The 1,286-nt window shown below is 72.3% G+C and carries 1 protein-coding gene; it reads right to left on the reverse strand.

The genetic code is table 11. The features are described from left to right. On the reverse strand, positions 1-1,286 hold a 1,286-nt coding region (locus MJ777_RS17955), incomplete at both ends, for a WD40 repeat domain-containing protein (protein WP_370652760.1).

The following is a 1,286-nucleotide window of genomic DNA, read 5'->3' on the forward strand; positions in this document are numbered from 1 at the left end:
CCTCCCACAGCCGGATGGTGCCATCGCCACCCCCGGAGGCGATCATGGTGGTGTCGGGGGAGAACCCCACCGACCACACCGGGCCGGTGTGGCCGGTCAGGGAGCGCAGCTGTCGGCCGGTCGCGACCTCCCACAGCCGGATGGTGCCGTCGCCACCCCCGGAGGCGATCATGGTGGTGTCGGGGGAGAACCCCACCGACCGCACCGGGCCGGTGTGGCCGGTCAGGGTGCGCAGCTGTCGGCCGGTCGCGACGTCCCACAGCCGGATGGTGCCATCGCCACCCCCAGAGGTGATCATGGTGGTGTCGGGGGAGAACCCCACCGACCACACCGGGCCGGTGTGGCCGGTCAGGGTGCGCAGCTGTCGGCCGGTCGCGACCTCCCACAGCCGGATGGTGCCGTCGCCACCCCCGGAGGCGATCATGGTGGTGTCGGGGGAGAACCCCACCGACCGCACCGGGCCGGTGTGGCCGGTCAGGGTGCGCAGCTGTCGGCCGGTCGCGACCTCCCACAGCCGGACCGTGCGGTCATCACCCCCAGAGACGATCATGGTGGTGTCGGGGGAGAACCCCACCGACCACACCCGGCTGGTGTGGCCGGTCAGGGTGCGCAGCTGTTGGCCGGTCGCGACGTCCCACAGCCGGACCGTGCGGTCGTCACCCCCAGAGGTGATCATGGTGGTGTCGGGGGAGAACCCCACCGACCACACCCGGCCGGTGTGGCCGGTCAGGGTGCGCAGCTGTCGGCCGGTCGCGACCTCCCACAGCCGGACCGTGCCGTCCTCACCCCCAGAGGCGATCATGGTGGTGTCGGGGGAGAACCCCACCGGCCACACCCAGTCGGTGTGGCCGGTCAGGGAGTGCAGCTGTCGGCCGGTCGCGGTGTCCCACAGCCGGATGGTGCCGTCACCACTCCCAGAGGCGATCATGGTGGTGTCGGGGGAGAACCCCACCGACCCCACCCGGCTGGTGTGGCCGGTCAGGGAGTGCAGCTGTCGGCCGGTCGCGGTGTCCCACAGCCGGACCGTGCGGTCGTCACCCCCAGAGACGATCATGGTGGTGTCGGGGGAGAACCCCACCGACCGCACCCAGTCGGTGTGGCCGGTCAGGGTGCGCAGCTGTCGGCCGGTCGCGGTGTCCCACAGCCGGACCGTGCGGTCGTCACCCCCAGAGACGATCATGGTGGTGTCGGGGGAGAACCCCACCGACCGCACCGGGCCGGTGTGGCCGGTCAGGGTGCGCAGCTGTCGGCCGGTCGCGGTGTCCCACAGCCGGACCGTGCGGTCG

The sequence above is a fragment of the Protofrankia sp. Cj5 genome (assembly GCF_917627405.1).
Classification (GTDB): domain Bacteria; phylum Actinomycetota; class Actinomycetes; order Frankiales; family Frankiaceae; genus Protofrankia.